Source organism: Mesorhizobium sp. LNHC209A00 (assembly GCF_000502915.1).
GTDB lineage: Bacteria > Pseudomonadota > Alphaproteobacteria > Rhizobiales > Rhizobiaceae > Mesorhizobium.
This window is the reverse complement of sequence record NZ_AYWT01000003.1, coordinates 788,892-802,680: the sequence shown is the minus strand read 5'-3', so window position 1 is coordinate 802,680 and position 13,789 is coordinate 788,892. Positions and strand designations below refer to the sequence as shown.

12 protein-coding genes and 2 pseudogenes are annotated in these 13,789 nt (G+C 64.6%); 6 read left to right on the top strand and 8 right to left on the bottom strand.

What is annotated here, in order from left to right; all coding sequences use genetic code 11:
• The first annotated feature begins 71 nt into the window (after window positions 1–71).
• The 3 genes and pseudogenes from X739_RS154650 (at window position 72) to X739_RS0134160 (ending at window position 3,888) form a co-directional block, all read left to right on the top strand.
• Window positions 72–1,031: an ornithine cyclodeaminase family protein gene (locus X739_RS154650; protein WP_023794443.1), complete on the top strand. Its 960-nt coding sequence runs from the start codon at window positions 72–74 to the stop codon at window positions 1,029–1,031.
• Window positions 1,032–1,328: 297 nt separating this feature from the next.
• Window positions 1,329–2,054 (top strand): annotated as a pseudogene (locus X739_RS1000000169260) (adenylate/guanylate cyclase domain-containing protein); the annotation flags it as partial.
• 184 nt (window positions 2,055–2,238) lie between these two features.
• A complete protein-coding gene (locus tag X739_RS0134160; RefSeq protein ID WP_245273821.1) occupies window positions 2,239–3,888 on the top strand; it encodes a tetratricopeptide repeat protein in 1,650 nt (549 codons plus the stop codon).
• 12 nt (window positions 3,889–3,900) lie between these two features.
• On the opposite strand, the gene X739_RS154655 is transcribed toward X739_RS0134160, so the two are convergent.
• From X739_RS154655 to X739_RS154680, 6 genes are all read right to left on the bottom strand, one after another.
• On the bottom strand, window positions 3,901–4,404 hold the full coding sequence (locus tag X739_RS154655) for a YHS domain-containing (seleno)protein (RefSeq protein ID WP_023784889.1): 504 nt from the start codon (window positions 4,402–4,404) through the stop codon (window positions 3,901–3,903).
• A gap of 12 nt (window positions 4,405–4,416) precedes the next feature.
• Window positions 4,417–5,007, bottom strand: coding sequence for an ankyrin repeat domain-containing protein (locus tag X739_RS154660; RefSeq protein ID WP_023794440.1), 591 nt, complete (start codon window positions 5,005–5,007; stop codon window positions 4,417–4,419).
• A 335-nt stretch (window positions 5,008–5,342) separates the two neighbouring features.
• Window positions 5,343–5,588, bottom strand: a complete 246-nt coding sequence (locus X739_RS154665; RefSeq protein ID WP_023773600.1) for a MoaD/ThiS family protein — start codon at window positions 5,586–5,588, stop codon at window positions 5,343–5,345.
• 70 nt (window positions 5,589–5,658) lie between these two features.
• The gene (locus X739_RS154670) at window positions 5,659–7,923 is read right to left on the bottom strand and encodes a xanthine dehydrogenase family protein molybdopterin-binding subunit (protein ID WP_023794438.1); all 2,265 of its coding nucleotides are present in this window, start codon (window positions 7,921–7,923) and stop codon (window positions 5,659–5,661) included.
• A gap of 1 nt (window position 7,924) precedes the next feature.
• Window positions 7,925–8,401, bottom strand: a complete 477-nt coding sequence (locus tag X739_RS154675) for a (2Fe-2S)-binding protein (RefSeq protein ID WP_015316741.1) — start codon at window positions 8,399–8,401, stop codon at window positions 7,925–7,927.
• Entirely contained in the window at window positions 8,401–9,261 is an 861-nt protein-coding gene (locus X739_RS154680; protein WP_015316740.1) for a xanthine dehydrogenase family protein subunit M, read from the bottom strand. The genes X739_RS154675 and X739_RS154680 overlap by 1 nt, the downstream gene beginning before the upstream one ends.
• 204 nt (window positions 9,262–9,465) lie before the next feature.
• On the opposite strand from X739_RS154680, the gene X739_RS154685 reads away from it, so the two are divergent.
• The 3 genes and pseudogenes from X739_RS154685 to X739_RS154690 all read left to right on the top strand — a co-directional run bounded on the left by X739_RS154685 (window position 9,466) and on the right by X739_RS154690 (window position 11,928).
• On the top strand, window positions 9,466–9,921 hold the full coding sequence (locus X739_RS154685) for a hypothetical protein (protein ID WP_023794435.1): 456 nt from the start codon (window positions 9,466–9,468) through the stop codon (window positions 9,919–9,921).
• 99 nt (window positions 9,922–10,020) lie between these two features.
• Window positions 10,021–11,174 (top strand): annotated as a pseudogene (locus tag X739_RS01000000166005) (amidohydrolase).
• A gap of 133 nt (window positions 11,175–11,307) precedes the next feature.
• Window positions 11,308–11,928: an FMN-binding negative transcriptional regulator gene (locus X739_RS154690; RefSeq protein ID WP_023773595.1), complete on the top strand. Its 621-nt coding sequence runs from the start codon at window positions 11,308–11,310 to the stop codon at window positions 11,926–11,928.
• A 12-nt stretch (window positions 11,929–11,940) separates the two neighbouring features.
• Here X739_RS154690 and X739_RS154695 read toward each other — a convergent pair whose 3' ends face one another.
• Together X739_RS154695 and X739_RS154700 are read right to left on the bottom strand one after the other, a co-directional pair.
• The gene (locus tag X739_RS154695) at window positions 11,941–12,837 is read right to left on the bottom strand and encodes a sigma-70 family RNA polymerase sigma factor (RefSeq protein WP_023794433.1); all 897 of its coding nucleotides are present in this window, start codon (window positions 12,835–12,837) and stop codon (window positions 11,941–11,943) included.
• Window positions 12,834–13,592 carry an SDR family oxidoreductase gene (locus X739_RS154700; RefSeq protein ID WP_023794430.1) on the bottom strand — a complete coding sequence of 253 codons (759 nt, stop codon included), beginning with the start codon at window positions 13,590–13,592 and terminating at the stop codon, window positions 12,834–12,836. The genes X739_RS154695 and X739_RS154700 overlap by 4 nt, the downstream gene beginning before the upstream one ends.
• Window positions 13,593–13,789: the final 197 nt, after the last annotated feature.

Below are 13,789 nucleotides of genomic sequence, written 5' to 3'. Positions count from 1 at the left end.
CCGCTGGCGCCGCGAGGCTTTCGGCCCCGCGCGCTTCGTGTAGTCTGTTCGTCCCCTTGGAAAATGACAAGATGAACACCGCCGAAACCCTGCCCTATCTGTCTTCCCGGCTGCTCGACCGCCTGTCGATCTCGACAGTCGACATGGTCGGCGAGATCGAACGCCAGATATCAGGCCAGCGGCGCGGCGAGGTCTGGTGCGCGCCGAAGGCGGTGGTGCTGCCGGGCGACGACCGCTACATCATGGCGACGCTGGGCGTTGCGTCGACGCCGCCCGTGCTGGCCACGAAATCGCTGGTCGTCAACCCGCGCAATGCCGGGCGCGGATTGCCGACGCTCAATTCGCTGATCACGCTGCTCGACGCCGAGACAGGCCTGCCGCTTGCCCTGGTCGACGGCAATTGGGTGACGGAGAAACGCACGGCCGCCTTGAGCGCCGTCGCCGCCAAGCGCATGGCGCGCGGCGATGCGTCTTCGGTCGCCTTCATCGGCTGCGGGGTGCAAGCGCGTGGACATTTAGAGACATTCGCCGACCTCTTCCCCTTGCGCGAAATCCGCGCCTTTGGCCGCGGCGCCGCCAACCGCGACGCGCTGTGCCAAATGGCGCAATCGCGGGGACTGGAAGCAATCCCATGCGACACGGCAAGGGCCGCCATCGAAGGCGCCGACCTGGTGGTGACGACGGTGACCCTGGTGCCCAAACCCTCGCCCTTCCTCGACGCAAACTGGCTGAAGCCAGGCAGCTTCGCCGTGATGACCGACCAGGCCCTGCCCTGGCTGCCCCAGACAATGCCCCGCTTCGACCGCATCATCGTCGACGATTTGGAGCAGGAGAGAAATATGGCCAAGCCGATGGTCGACCCGACGCTGGTTGCCGGAGATTTGACGGGGCTGGTTTGTGGGGATTTCGCGGGGAGGCAGGGGCCGGGCGAGACGACGGCGTTTGTGTTCCGGGGGCTGGCAGTGGGGGATTTGGCGGTGGCTGCGCTGGCGTATGGCCGCGCCCAAATGGCTGGGGCGGTTGGGGCGTAGGCGGTGCGGGAGAGCGTCCCGTGTGGCTGGATAGGGCGAGCAGTAAGTCCGCTTTTGGTGAGGGGAAAAAACGAAAGCGGACCCTTTAACCTCAAACATCGAATCTCGTTGGGGGCCCCCGGGCATCGTTCTGCGGCATCCATTTTGGCTAATGAGCTGCCCCCACCCGGGCAATTGCCACGAAACCGACGGATTGCATTGCCGCTGCCCCAAGGGGCCAAGCATGCTCGCAATCAAAGTAGTACTAGAGTACGTTCTCAAGCCAAGCTTTTGCCCTTGGAGGTGGGACACCAGCGTATGGAGCGACGGCTCACTGCAATCCTTGCTGCCGACGTGGTCGGATATAGCACGCTCATGGGCGAGGATGAGGTCGGTACGCTTGAACGGCTGAAAAGCTGCCGCCGCGAGTTGATCGACCCTTCGATCAAGGAATTCCGCGGTCGCATGGTCAAACTCATGGGCGACGGGGCACTGGTCGAATTCGCGAGTGTCGTCGATGCAGTCCAGTGCGCCGCAGCGATTCAGCGCCGGATGGCTGCCCGAGACCAGGGCCCCTCCGGCCCACGGCACATCAGGTTTCGTATCGGGGTCAATCTCGGCGACGTCATCGTCGAGGAAAATGACCTATACGGCGATGGCGTAAACATCGCCGCTCGCCTTGAGGCGATGGCCGAGCCAGGCGGAGTCTGCATCTCCGGAACAGCGTTCGATCATGCCGTCCACAAGGTGGACGTCGGCTTTGCCAGTCTTGGCGAGCAGCGCCTCAAGAACATCGCCGATCCGATTCGCGCCTATCGGCTGCTGCTAGATCCCGCTGCCGCGGGCAAGGTCGTGGCCGCGCCACACCGGCCGGGCTCGCGCATCATGGTCCTGGCGAGCGTCGCGGCCTTTGCAATTGCCGTGGTTGCCGGCATTTTTGGCTGGCAGAAGTTGTCGGTGCCATCGCGGCCATCGGTTGCCGTGCTGCCGTTTGCAAACCTCGGTGGCGATCCGGGCCAGGACTATTTCGCTGACGGCATCACCGANCCACAAGGTGGACGTCGGCTTTGCCAGTCTTGGCGAGCAGCGCCTCAAGAACATCGCCGATCCGATTCGCGCGTATCGGCTGTTGCTCGATCCCGCTGCCGCGGGCAAGGTCGTGGCCGCGCCACACTGGCCGCGCTCGCGCATCCTGATCCTGGCGAGCGTCGCGGCCCTGGTAGTTGCCGTGCTTGCCGGCATGTTCGCCTGGCAGAAGTTGTCGTTGCCGTCGCGGCCATCGGTCGCCGTGCTGCCGTTTGCGAACCTAGACGGCGATCAAGGCCAGGACTATTTCGTTAACGGCATAACCGAAGACTTGATCACGGATCTCACCAAGCTTTCCGGTCTGGACGTCATCGCACGCAACTCGGTTTTCGCCTACAAGGACAAGCCTGCGGCGGTGGCAGACGTCGCGCGCGACCTTGGGGTNATCGCACGCAACTCGGTTTTCGCCTACAAGGACAAGCCTGCGGCGGTGGCAGACGTCGCGCGCGACCTTGGGGTCCGCTTTGTCGTCACAGGGAGCGTCCGCCGCACCGGCGATCAGATCCGGCTCAATGCCCAGCTTATCGATGCGGCAACGGGCGATAATCTATGGGCCAACCGGTTCGACCGTGGCATGGCCGGCGTGTTTGCCATCCAGGACGAGATGAGCGGGGAGATCGCCAAGGCCCTTGGCATCCGGGCTTCGGCAGCGGAGAGCGAACGAATGGCGCGTCCGCCGACCGAAAACCTTGAAGCATACGACTTCTATCTTCGTGCAGAGCAGACAGCACGGACCGGTCGGCGCAACGGACTGCGGGAGGCGCTCACGCTCTACGACAAGGCGGAGCAACTCGACCCAGCCTTTGCCGAAGCCTTCGCGGCTGATGCAAGCATGACGGTCTATATCTGGCGCGAATCGTTCAACGACATCATGCAGAGCGCACCGGCCCGCAAGCGCGCCTATGAGAAGGCAAGCCGTGCGCTGCAACTCGACCCAGATCTTTCGTCGCCTTACGCGATTCTTGGTATCATGCAGGTCGTGGATCGCCGCTACGAGGAAGCCATCGCTTCGGTTGAGCGAGCCGTAGCACTTGGCCCCGGCGATGCCGAGACGCAAATAGCCCTGGGATACGTGCAGCTGTTCGCTGGCAATCATGCCGAGGCTGCGGAAGCGGTCGAGACAGCTCTCAGGCTCGATCCCAACCTTTCACCCATCAACCGACAAATTGCCGGTCTGGTCTTTCTCATTCAAGGAAGCAACGACAAGGCGATCGAGGCGCTCGAACGCACCCGCAACGATGCGCCATCAGTCGGAGATTTCACGATCACGCTTGGTGCCGCCTACGCTCGCGCCGGCCGCCTTCAGGATGCCAGGGCGGCGGTCTCCGAGGGAATGGGTGCCATGTCGACACCGGGGTTCGATTCATTGTCCGCATACCGGCTCAACGGTGCCCAGTACCGTAGTCCGCAGGATTTGGCTCTCATCATCGACGCGTTACAGCAGGCGGGCTTGCCCGAATGGCCGTTTGCCTTTACCGGCGACGAGCAGAATCGATTGAAGGGCAAAGAGATCGCCTCGTTGGTGCTGGGCCATACGCTGCAAGGCAAGCTTGAGCCCGGTCTCCAACCAGCCTTCCTGCAGATAGGCAGCGACGGCAAGGCAGCCTTCCGCTCTACGACGCGGCTAGTCACCGAGACTGTTCGTCTGGATGGCGACCTGTTGTGCGAGCTAAGCGAGAATATGTTCGGGCGCCCCGACTGCGGACCTGTCTACAAACGCCGCGACGATGCCGTCAACGGCTATTCCTTTGTCAATTCAAGCAAGGTGTTTCACTTCACTGTAGTCCAGTAGGCGGACTTGGTCTCAGTGATACTTATCGAGCTTCAGGTTGGCGACGACCTTCGGCCAGTTAGCGTCGGCTTTCGGTATTTCTTCATCCGCGCGCGCAGCGAAACTGTCCGCATTGCCGACGTCGTAGACCAGGTAGAGCTTACCGTCGATAATCTTGAACGCTTCCGGATCGACATTAATCGTGACCCCTCCCCCAACGACTTCGCCAGCACAGTAGCCGCCATATTGAGGAGCGTACTTGACCGGCTCGCTCATGAACATTTCCTGGTGTTTCTTGCTGGCGAAATGCCAAGGTGTTCCCAGCCATTCATAAGTGAATTCTTCGGAGCCCTTTACGGCCTTGCCATCAGTGAAGTAAGCAACCGTATCGTAGCCCATGATCGCCACCCCGCCGAAATAGCCAGTGTTTACCGATCCGTCAGCCCAGGCCGATCCCGCGCCGGCGACCGCAGCTGCCGCGACCAGGGCAGCCGCCCCCAAATTCCGAACCAGCCGCGACTTGATCATCGTGCTCATCTGCATCCTCCGTTAATCGTGGATCTCCGCGCACTTCGCCGCATTAGCCTCGCCAAGGATCTTGGCCTGGCAGGTAGCACCATGGCGCTTGAACAGTCGTAATATATCGGTGTTGCCCTTCCAGAATGCGCGCGTTGTCGGCATGTAGCCATGCCCCTCGGGATGGTTCACATCGGCACCTTTCCCAATAAGGAATTCGGCCAATTCCAGGTGGTTTTCCTCGCCAGCCACCAACAACGGCGTAGCGCCCGCCTTATTGACGGCATCGTCGAGCACCGCGCCTTTTTCCAGCAGCAGCTTGGCGATCGGCAGGCTGCCCGAGAAGGCCGCCGCATGAAGGGGGGTAAAGCCGCCCGAGTTACGCGCCATCACGTCGGCGCCCTTGCCCAGCAGGAATTCGGCGATTTCGGGCTGGTTGTCGAGCGCGGCAGCGATGAGGAGGGTTGCCTGGTCGCGCGCCCGGCTGTCGACCTCGGCACCGTTTGCCAGGGCTTGCTCCACGGCGCCCTGGTCGCCTGCGGCGACAGACTCGAACAATTGCTCACCTGCGGCTGGTGTTGTAGCCGCCAATACCAGCATACCCAGTGCCAGCAGTCCGCGCATAACGCCGTGGTAGCATATTAGCTTGGAGTCATACAAGCGCCTTTGGGCTCACTAGGAGGATGCCGACGTGCGATCCAGCCGGGCAGAGCGAACGCGGCCCGAGTGGAAGAGGCGCAGGGCTTTGGCTTCGACTAGGGCCACAGTTTTGGTTTGGCTTGAAAATCCGACTACCGGTCGTGGGCGGCCCCAAGCAAACTTGTCTAGTTCCGCGATTGGACGGCCGGCAACCGCAAACGTAGCCGTTCACTAGGATTCCGCTTTCCGGATGCGGCTACGGTCTGCTCAACGACCGACATTGGGCGCGAAGGTGACATCTATACCTCGCATCCTCTCCCTCACCCACCAGCCAGTCTCGGCAGCAAAAAAATCTCCGCCCCCGGCGGCAGCTTCTTCGCCCACGTGTCCCTGTAAATCACCCCGTCGATCGCCACCGCGATCCCGCGATCGATCCACGGCTCGAAGCCGGGATACTGTTCAGCCAGTTTCCTGAACAGCTCCCTGATATCCTTGGCCTCGACCTCGACCTTGCTCTTGCCGCCGGCGAGCTGGCTCAGCGCACCCCATAGGGTGACTTCGACCATCGCCTGCCCCTATTCCTGATGGAGTATGATGTTATCCGAAAACCGCTTCGCACTTTTCGGCATCATGCTCTTAGCCTTCCCGTTCCGCCTCGATCGCCGCCAGGATGCGCGGCGGCGACATCGGGATGTGGGTCATGCGCACGCCGGCCGCGTTCGACACCGCGTTGGCGATCGCCGCCAGCGGCGGCACGATCGAGGTTTCGCCGACGCCGCGCACGCCATAGGGGTGGTTGGGGTTGGGGATTTCAAGGATCTGCGTGTCGATCATCGGCAGGTCGGAGCACACCGGGATGCGGTAGTCGAGGAAGCCGGCGTTCTGCAGCCGGCCGTCCTTGCCGTAAATATACTCCTCGTTGAGCGCCCAGCCGATGCCTTGCGCGGCCCCGCCCTGGTACTGGCCCTCGACATAGGTCGGGTGCACCGCCTTGCCGGCATCCTGCACCACCGTGTAGCGGATCACCTTGGTCGAACCCGTCTCGGGGTCGACCTCGACGTCGCATATATGAGTGGCGAAAGAGACCCCGGCGCCGTCGGCGACGAGCTCGCTATGGCCGGCGATCGGCCCACCCGTGGTGCCCGATTTGGCCGCGATCTCCTTCAGCGACAGCTTGCCGAGATTGCCGTGCTTCTCGCCCTTGGCGACCGCGTGGCCCTGCTCCCAGATCACGTCGTCGACCGAGATATCCCACATCTGCGCGGCGCGCTCGCGCAGGATCTTGATCGCGTTGCGGGCGGCCGAGATGGTCGCCATCGAGGACGAGAAAGTGCCCCGGCTGCCGTCGGTCATGTCGTTGTAACCGAGGGAAGAGGTGTCGGCGACCACCGCCTTGAGCTGGGAATAGTCGATGCCGAGCTCCTCCGCCGCCACCAGCGACAGCGACGCGCGCGAACCACCCACATCGACGGTACCCACGGCCAGCGACACCGAGCCGTCCATGCCGATGTTCAAGTCCACGCAGGTCTGGCCGCCGAAATTGAACCAGAAGCCGCAGGCCATGCCCCTGCCCTGGTTCTCCTTCAGCGGCGCCTTCATGTGCGCATGGCTCTTCACCGCTTCCAGCGTCGGGCCGATGCCGATCGGGCCGTAGACCGGGCCGTAGGAGGAGCGCGTGCCTTCCTGCGCGGCGTTCCTGATGCGGAACTCGACCGGATCCATGCCGAGCTCCTTGGCGAGTTCATCGACGGCACTTTCCACCGCGAAGGCCGCCATCGGCGCCGAGGGGGCGCGATAGGCGGCGGTCTTCGGCCGGTTGACCAGCACTTCGTAGCCCACCGTCTTGACGTTATCGAGACGATAGCAGGCGAACGCCGTCATGGCGCCGATCTCGGCCCAGGAGCCGGCATAGGGGCCGGCGCTGTAGCGCAGCGTCGCTTCGGCCGCCGTGATGGTGCCGTCCTTGCGCGCGCCGATCTTGACGTCGATCGAGGTGGCGCTGGTCGGGCCCGAGGCGCGGAACACCTCGTCGCGGGTCATCACCAGCTTTACCGGGCGTCCGGCCTTGCGCGACAGAGCGAGCGCCACCGGCTCGGCCCAGACATGGGTCTTGCCACCGAAACCGCCGCCGATCTCGGACGAGGTGACGCGCAGCTTCGAGGCTTCCATGCCGAGCAACTGCGCGCAGTGCTGGCGGTAGACGAAATGGCCTTGCGTGCAGACCCAGAGATCAGCGGTGCCGTCGGAGCTGACATTGGCCACGCAGGCGTGCGGCTCGATATAGCCCTGGTGCGTCTGCTCGGTCTTGAACGAGCGCTCGACGATGAAATCGGCTGCCCCAAAACCCTGATGGACGTCGCCATGGCCGAATTGCGAGCGCTTGGTGACGTTGGACGGCTTGACCGGCTTTTCCTCAAGCCCTTCGGTGAAGATCGTGTCGTTGATCAGCGGCGCGTGGTGCGCCATCGCCTCGTCGACGTCGGTGACATGCGGCAGCACCTCGTAGTCGACCTCGATCAGCTTCAGCGCCTGCCTTGCCGTGCGGGCATCGATTGCCGCCACCGCGGCCACCGCATGGCCGTCATAGAGCGCCTTGGTGCGAGCCATGCAATTGTCGAGGATGTCGTACATGGCGGCATCGCCATCGGTGAGGTCGGGCAGGTCGGCGGCGGTGATCACCGCCTTGACGCCCGCAAGCGCTTCCGCCTTCGAAGTGTCGATCTTGCGGATCTTGGCATGGGCGTGCGGGCTGCGCAGCACGCGGCCGACCAGCTGGCCGGCCATGTTGAAGTCGGCGCCGTAGCGGGCGCGGCCGGTCACCTTGTCGACACCGTCGGGACGGATCGGGCGCGTGCCGACGGATGCGAATTTACGCCCCGAAAAACGCGGATCGAAATTCATCTCAGGCTCCCTTCATAACGATGGCCGCGTCCTGGACGGCGCGCACGATCTTGTCGTAGCCGGTGCAGCGGCAGAGATTGCCGGCCAGCCCGAAGCGGATTTCCTCCTCGGTCGGGTCGGGGTTCTTGGCCAAGAGGTCCTTGGCCGCGATCAGGAAGCCGGGCGTGCAGATGCCGCATTGCAGCGCCGCATGTTCCAGGAACTTCTGTTGCAGCGGGTGCAGCCGGTCGCCATGCGCCATGCCCTCGACGGTCTCGATGCGGCGGCCCTCGGCTTCGGCGCCCAGCACCAGGCACGAACAGACCAGTCGGTCGTCGACGATGACGCTGCAGGCGCCGCAGTCGCCCGTGCCGCAGCCTTCCTTGGCGCCGGTCAGTCCCAGCCGGTCACGCAGCACGTCGAGCAGCGTCTCGTCGGGCTGGCAGAGATATTCGACATTGTCGCCGTTGATCGTGGTTGAAACCGCTACGCCAGCCATCATTTGCCTCCTGCACGTGCATAGGCGGTCATTGCGGCCCGCCTGGCCAGCACGCCCGCAACCTTGCGCCTGAATTCGATTGTGCCTCTCTTGTCGTCGATCGGGCGGCAGGCCCCGGCGCAGACCTTGGCCAGCCGCTCCAGCGCTGCCTCGTCGAGCTTGCGGCCGATCAGGGCCTCGGCCCCTTCTTCCACCAGCAACACGGTCGGCGCCGCGGCGCCGATCGCCACCCGGGCCGCCGTCACGACGCCTGCCTCGTCCAGCGTCAGGTTGACGCCGGCGCTGACCACGGCGATGTCCATCTCGGTGCGCGGAATGAACCTGAGATACGCATCGGCCGAACGCGGCGCAGGCTTGCCGAGCAGGATCGCCTCGATGATCTCGCCCTTGGCGAGCGAGGTCCGGCCCGGCGCGGTCGGCACCGTCTCGACGGCAATGGTGCGCTTGCCCGACGGGCCGACGACCACGGCCTTGGCGCCCGCCGCCACCAGCGCCGGAACGCTGTCGGCCGCCGGCGAGGCGTTGCACAGATTTCCGACAATGGTGCAGCGTCCCTGCACCTGCTTCGAACCGATCAGCTTGGCAGCTTCGACCACGCCGGGCCAAGCCTTCTTCAAGCCGGCGTTCTCGCCGAGCACGGCGCAAGGCACGGCGGCGCCGATGCTGAAGCCATCGGCGGTTTCCCTGATATCGCGCAAGCCTGCGATCGACTTGATGTCGATGATCAGTTCGGGTTCGACAAAGCCGCCCTTCATCCTCACCAGGAGGTCACTGCCACCGGCAAGGATGGCGGCGGGGCCGGCCGATCCGGCCAATTGGCCGACGGCGTCTTCGATTGAAAGCGGACGTATGTAGCGCATCGTCTCCCCTTGGTATCGCGATTTCAGCGACCGTTATAAACAATCGTCTCATAATGACCATCCGTTTCCCGAGCCGAGGCGATTGGGCCAGGTGCGGCAAAATGCGGTCCACTTTACCTGGAACATGGCCGGGAGGCGTCAGTCAGTGGGGCTTGACCGAGCGATGCCGTGCGTCAATCCTTGCCGGCCAAGGGAGGAGTTTCGATGCGACGTCTGTTGGCTGTGCTTTGCGCCGTGATGCTGGCCGCTCCCGCCGGCGCCGCGACGCTCTATTACGGCGCCCGGGTTGGAATGGAGCTTGCCATCGTCAAAAAGTCGGGCGTCGGCTCCACCCACGCAAGCATCCTGGCCAGACACGACAGGCGGAAGGCCCGCCTCTACTGCCGCGAATATGGCCATGATTTCACCGAGGAGTGCATTGATGAGGAAATGAAGGCGCCGCTGCATTTCGAAATCACCGCCAACTGCAAGACCGGCGAGTTCACCACCTTCTACGGCGCCGCCATGCTGTTCCAGGGCCGCAACAAGGGCACCGATGTGACGACCGACTACCGGATCACCGCCGTCGACGAGAAGGTGGTGCTGGATGGCTCGGGCGCCTCGGGCTACGACTATACGCTGGATCAGTTCAAGGCGCTCTGCCCCAACCGCGTGAAATAGACCGGGCGCGAAGCCTGGCCCGCCGAAGCCCCGGACCTTGGACCGTGGCCGGCACGGCCGTTTATCGCTAGCACAGGACCGCAGTGGAGGCGAAAGACCATGACCCTGACCAATCGCGACATTGTCGAACTGACCGAGTGGCGGCGCAAGCTGCACCGGCAGCCGGAAATCTCGAACGAAGAGGAGAAGACGGCGAAAGAGGTCGTCTCCTTCCTCGCCGACACCGGGCCGGACAAGGTGCTGACCGGCCTCGGCGGCCACGGCGTCGCGGCCATCTACGACAGTGGCAAAAACGGACCAACCGTCCTGTTTCGGTCCGAACTCGATGCGCTGCCGATCGAGGAACTGTCCGGCGTGCCGCATGCTTCGCAAGTTCCTGATAAGTCGCATATGTGCGGCCATGACGGACACACCGCTATCCTGGCCGCCCTTGGCCGCCAGTTCGGGCGCGAACGGCCCGCCAGCGGCCGCGTCGTGCTTATGTTCCAGCCGGCCGAGGAAACCGGCAATGGCGCCGCCGGCGTCGTCGCCGATCCGCGCTTTGGCGAGATCGCGCCGGATTTCGCCTTCTCGCTGCACAATCTGCCCGGCGTGCCGTTCGGCGAAGTCAGGCTCAAGTCCGGCGTGGTCAATTGCGCCTCGCGCGGCATGCGCATCGTGCTGGAAGGCAAGACCGCGCATNGCATTCCTCCATGCCCGAGACGGGAACCTCGCCCATGCCGGCGATCTCGGAGTTGATGCCGGCGCTGCCCGCGCTCGGCCGCGCGACTTTCGCCGATGATGATTTCTCCATGGTCACCGTCACCCATGCGCGGATGGGCGAAGCCGTGTTCGGCATCGCGCCCGCCCACGCCGAGGTCTGGGCGACGCTGCGCACCCGCCGCGACGAGCGCATGGCGGACCTCTGCGCCGCCGCCGAAACCCTGGTCAAGGAGATCGCCGGCCGCCACGGCCTCTCCGCCAGCTGGGATTATCACGAAATCTTCGTCGCCAGCGTCAACGCGCCGGATGCGGTGGAGCACCTGCGGCGCGCCCTCGATGAAGAGAGCGTCGCGCATGGCGAGGAAGCCTTGCCGATGCGCGCCTCGGAGGATTTCGGCGTGTTCGGCCACAGCGCCAAGTCGGCGATGTTCTTCCTGGGTGCGGGCGAGCGGCACCCTGCCCTGCACAATCCCGATTATGACTTTCCCGACGACCTGATCCCGATCGGCTCGAAGATATTCATGAGGACGGCGCGCAACCTCCTCGGCTGATCTCAGCGGCACCCGGCCAGCTCTGCCGCGAAGCGCCGTCCCCAATCAACTGGCCAACTGGACTCCTCGAACTGGATATTTCCAACGGGCCGGATTGTGTGGCATCTGTCAGGGCAACGCGAGGAGTTCGAAAATGTACACGCCGCCCGCCTTCCGCGACGACGACAAGGACAGCCTCTTGGCGACGATCCGCGCCGCCCGGCTGGCCAATCTCGTCACCGCCACGGCGGACGGACCGCTCGCCACCCCCCTGCCGCTTTTTCTCGACGAGACCGAGGGCGAGCACGGTGTCATCCACGGCCACCTGGCCAGGGCCAACCCGCAGTGGCGCGTTCCCGCGATCGGCGACGGGCTGGCCATCTTCATGGGCCCGGACGCCTATGTGACGCCGGCCTGGTACGCCACCAAGCAGGAAACCGGAAAGGTCGTGCCGACCTGGAACTACGCCGCTGTCCACGCCTACGGTCCGGTCGAGTTCTTCGAGGATGCGGACAGGCTGCTGGAGGTCGTCACCCGGCTGACCAACCTGCACGAAGGCGCCCGCGCCGCGCCCTGGGCCGTGTCGGACGCGCCAGCGGACTTCATCCAGTCGCAGCTTCGCGGCATTGTCGGCCTGCGCATGCCGGTCGTCAGGCTCGAAGGCAAGCGCAAGATGAGCCAGAACCGCAACGCTTCCGACCGCGCCGGCGTGGCCTCCGGGCTGGCCGCGAGCGAGCGTCCGTCCGACCGCGAGGTCTCCGCCCTCATCCCTTGAGGGCACGACGCCTCACCTTGCCAGCACCAGGTCCGCGTCGTCGAGAACGTAGCGGACATAACGGTAGTCGCGAATGAAGCTGATCCGGCCGTCGCGCCATTCCAGCCACATGAAATGGCTGGGTTTCGCGTCGGCCGGGTCTTCGAACACCGCGATCACCTCGCGGCCCTCGACCCATGCCGGCCGGAGCCACAAGCCGTCGCTCTTGGCGTAAATCGTGAAGAACATGCCGACGTCGGCGGCCCCCGCGCGCGGCTTGTGCGTGGACTGATGGAGCCTCACATCGTCGGCCAGCAGCGCGCGCAAGCCGTCCCAGTCGCGTCGGTTGAACAGATTGACGTAGCGCACGATGGCCGCCGAAGCGACGCGCGCATCGGGGAGCGGATTGGCCTCGGCGTTGATCCGCCGAAGCCGGGCGCGGCCGCGCGCCAGATGCGCCTTCACCGCATCGACCGTGATGCCGAGCAGGGCGGCGATGTCGGCCAGCGGCTCGTCAAGCACATCCCTAAGGATGACCACGCTGCGTTGCGTCACCGGAAGCCCGGCGAAGCGCGACACGGCGGTTTGCACGGCTTGCCTGCGCATCAGCACCTCCACCGGGTCGGCTTCGTCGGCTATCTCGAGCGCCGTCTCGATGGGCTCGGCAGCGCGGATCGCGCGGCTGCGCAACAGGTCAAGCGCGCGGTTGTGGGCGATCCGGAACAGCCAGGGCCTGAGCTTCGGCACCTCACACAACTCCTCCAGGGCAACGACGGCGCGCGCGAACGTGTCCTGCACGACATCCTCGCCGTCGATGACCGAGCCCATCAGGCGCGAACAGTAGCGGTGCAGCTCCGGCCGCAAGGCGGTGGCAAGGGCAAGCAGCCCTTCCTGCCGGTCGCGCTCCACCGCTGGCTTTCCGTCGCTCAAGGACCCGCGCCCTCCATGATCGTCACCCCCGCGTCGCCGCTGAGGCCAAAGATGACGCCCTCGGCATATTGCGGCTCTTCCAGCAGCGAGACCACCCTGTCGCCGAACGCCCGGGGCGGCATCGGCGCGCCGAAGCGGGTGACGAATTGTTGCGGCGTGATGCCCATCGAGCCGGCATAAGCGCCGGCGGCCGCATCGCCGATCCCGGTGTCGAGGATCATCTGCCGCGGCACGATCGCCTGGAAGCGGATGCCGAGGCCTTTCTCCTGCGCCACGCCATTGGCGTATTTGGCCATGAACCAGAGCATCCGCTTGGCGCCGCCATAACCGCCCGACATCTGCGACCCGGTGACGGCCGCACCGCTGGACCCGACCAGCACCCGGCTGCCCGGCCCGAGCGGCAGGTTCAGCGCCGCCTGCAGCCAGTAGAGCCCGGCCTTCACGTCGGTTTCCCAGGCGATGGAGAAATCCTCCCACTTCAACTGGTCCAGCCGCCCCATCCGGGGCGTGGCGCCGGCGTTGAGCACCAGTATGTCAGGGCGGACCTCGCCAAGAATGCGATAGGCGGCGTCCTCGTCCGTGACATCGGCTGCGATGGTGGCGACCCCAAGCCGGGCACCGACCGCCTGCAGCGCCTCGGCGCCACGTGCGACCACGGTCACGCTGGCACCCTGCTCGGCCAGCGTTTCGACCAATCCGAGGCCAAGCCCACGGCTGCCGCCCGTGACCACGATTTTCTTATCCCTGAGGCTCATTTGACCCTGCTCCAGTGTTTCACTGTAGCTAAGACGTTTGAGGGTTGGGAAAAGAGTCAGCGGTTTGCGAGATTTGATGATGTCGTCAGCCAGAAACCAGGTCGACAGTCCGCGCCGCTTCTCGCTATGGATCTTGACGAAAATTCGTGCGCCGGTTTGGACATTGGGGCGCGACATGTGCTCCATGGGCAGGTGAC